The sequence below is a fragment of the Microcystis sp. LE19-131.1A genome (assembly GCF_027532015.1).
Classification (GTDB): Bacteria; Cyanobacteriota; Cyanobacteriia; order Cyanobacteriales; family Microcystaceae; genus Microcystis; species Microcystis ichthyoblabe_A.
In genome coordinates this window covers 1-2,624 of record NZ_JAPZSS010000266.1, presented here as the reverse complement: position 1 = coordinate 2,624, position 2,624 = coordinate 1, and the positions used below count along the sequence as shown (strand labels likewise).

At 43.1% G+C, this 2,624-nt stretch carries 1 protein-coding gene; it reads left to right on the top strand.

The annotated features are described in order from the left end of the window. Positions 1 to 2,624, top strand: a 2,624-nt coding sequence (locus O9323_RS18840; RefSeq protein ID WP_288125575.1) for a beta strand repeat-containing protein, incomplete at both ends; no start/stop codon positions are given.

Sequence of the window (2,624 nt, the reverse complement as noted above, 5' to 3'; positions counted from 1 at the left end):
ACCACCAATTTAACCATTGATAACAGTGGGGGAACCTTCACTGAAAGTAATGGCAATGTGGTCAAAAATGTTGAACGGTTCAATAACCTGACTACTGGAACCGGTAATGATAGTATTACCTTTACGGGGAGTTTTAATGAAACCATTGCTACCGGAGAGGGAAATGATACGATTAACGGGGGACGAGGACAAGATAACGTCAATGGTGGGAACAACATAAATGGTGGGGACGAAAATGACCTATTAATTATTGACTACTCCAGTAACACCTACGCGGGGACAACCACCTTTCCAGCAGGAATAAGTAGCAGTATTTTTGAGAGTGGTGGGGCTTGGAGTGGTTCTTTTAGTGCCTATACTAATAGCAGTGGTAATTCTGACTCCGTTTCCTTCTCTAATATAGAAAGGTTTCAAATTACTGGAACTAATGCTAATGACACCATCACCACCGGGGGAGGTAATGACATCATCACAGGGGTTAACCCTAACAGTAGCACCCCAGGAAAAGGAGAAATTGATTCTTTAACAGGAGGAGCAGGAAGTGATAGATTTATCCTTGGTGACGCAACTTGGATTGGTTACGATGACGGTAATACAACTAATGCAGGTACTAGCGACTACGCGACAATTGCCGACTTTAACACCACTGATGATACAATTCAACTACGAGGTGCAAGTAGTGACTATCTGTTAACGGTTTCTGGTTCTAATACTAAACTCTACATCAACAAACCCGGAACCGAACCAGATGAACTTATTGCAGTTATCAATAATCAAACAGCATTAAGTCTAACTGCTAGTTATTTTAGCTATGTTTCTAGTCCGACTCTTCCCAGTATTACTCTTGCAGTTTCTCCCGCAAGTGTTACCGAAGATGGGACAACAAATCTGGTTTATACCTTCACCCGTAGTGGAGTAACCACTAATCCTTTAACAGTCAACTACACCCTCGGAGGGACAGCTACCCTTAATACCGACTACACTCGTACAGGGACTAACAATACTGTCACCTTTGCTGCTGGTTCATCCACTGCTACCGTAACCGTTGACCCCACTGCTGATACCACAGTAGAAAGTAACGAAACCGTCATTTTAACCCTCGCTGCAGGGACAGGTTATACGATAGGTACGACCAACGCAGTTACAGGGACAATTACCAATGATGATTTCCCCAGTATTACTCTTGCTGTCTCTCCCAGTAGTGTTACCGAAGATGGGACAACCAACTTAGTCTATACCTTTACTCGTACCGGTTCTACTACCAGCGCCTTAACCGCTAACTATACAGTTGGGGGAACAGCTACTAATGGAACCGATTACACTTCTATTCCCACCAGTGTCACCTTTGCTGCTAATTCATCCACTGCTACCGTAACAGTTGACCCCACTGCTGATACTACAGTAGAAAGTGATGAAACTGTTATTTTAACTCTTACTTCTGGGACTGGTTATACAGTAGGTACGACCACCCCAGTGACGGGGACAATTACCAATGATGATTTCCCTAGTATTACTCTTGCTGTCTCTCCCAGTAGTGTGACAGAAGATGGGACAACCAACTTAGTCTATACCTTTACTCGTAGTGGAGTAACCACTAATCCTTTAACGGTTAACTACAGCATCAGTGGGACAGCTACTTTAAATACTGACTACACTCGTACAGGGACTACCAATACAGTCACCTTTGCTGCTAATTCATCCACTGCTACCGTAACAGTTGACCCCACTGCTGATACTACAGTAGAAAGTGATGAGACTGTTATTTTAACTCTTGCTTCTGGGACAGGTTATACGATAGGTACGACTACTCCAGTTACGGGGACAATTAATAATGACGATACCACTGTCACCTCGCAACTCTCCATTAATGACATCACCGTAGTGGAAGGTAAAGATAATAATGCCATCCTCACCGTCACAGTTGATAACCCCAATCCACAACCAATTACCTTCAACTATACCACCGCACCCATTAACGCTACCGCTAATGTAGATTACACTAGCAAAACCGGAACTATCACCATTGCTGCTAATACTTCCACTGCTACTATTAGCATTCCCATCCTCAATGATAACCTCAATGAACCTGATGAAGCTTTTACAGTAACCCTGTCAAATCCCGTTAATGCTACCATCAATCCCGAAGGAGGAATAGGAGAAGTTATCATTACTGATACTTGGCAAACCAGTCTCACTCGCACCCTACCCAACAATGTCGAAAACCTCAGACTAATTGGCAGTAATAATATTAACGGTACAGGTAACGCTGGTAACAATAATATCACCGGAAATAGTGGCAATAATCAAATCAATGGAGGTGCGGGAATTGATAATTTAACCGGTGGTTTAGGTGCAGATACTTTCATCTTCCAATTTGGCCAATCTACCATATCAACAAGCGATCGTATCACAGATTTTGCCATCAATAGTGATAAAATCGACTTATTAACTCAAGGTGGAACCGCCACGAGTGCGCCTAGCAATTTCAGTCGTGCTGCTGATAGCACTGTCACCACTTTAGACAATTTAATCAATCAGGTATTTACTGATGCTAATGGAGCGATTACAGGTAATCAAGGATTAGGGGTTAATAGTGCCGCCTTAGTGCAGGTAACAACCGGTGC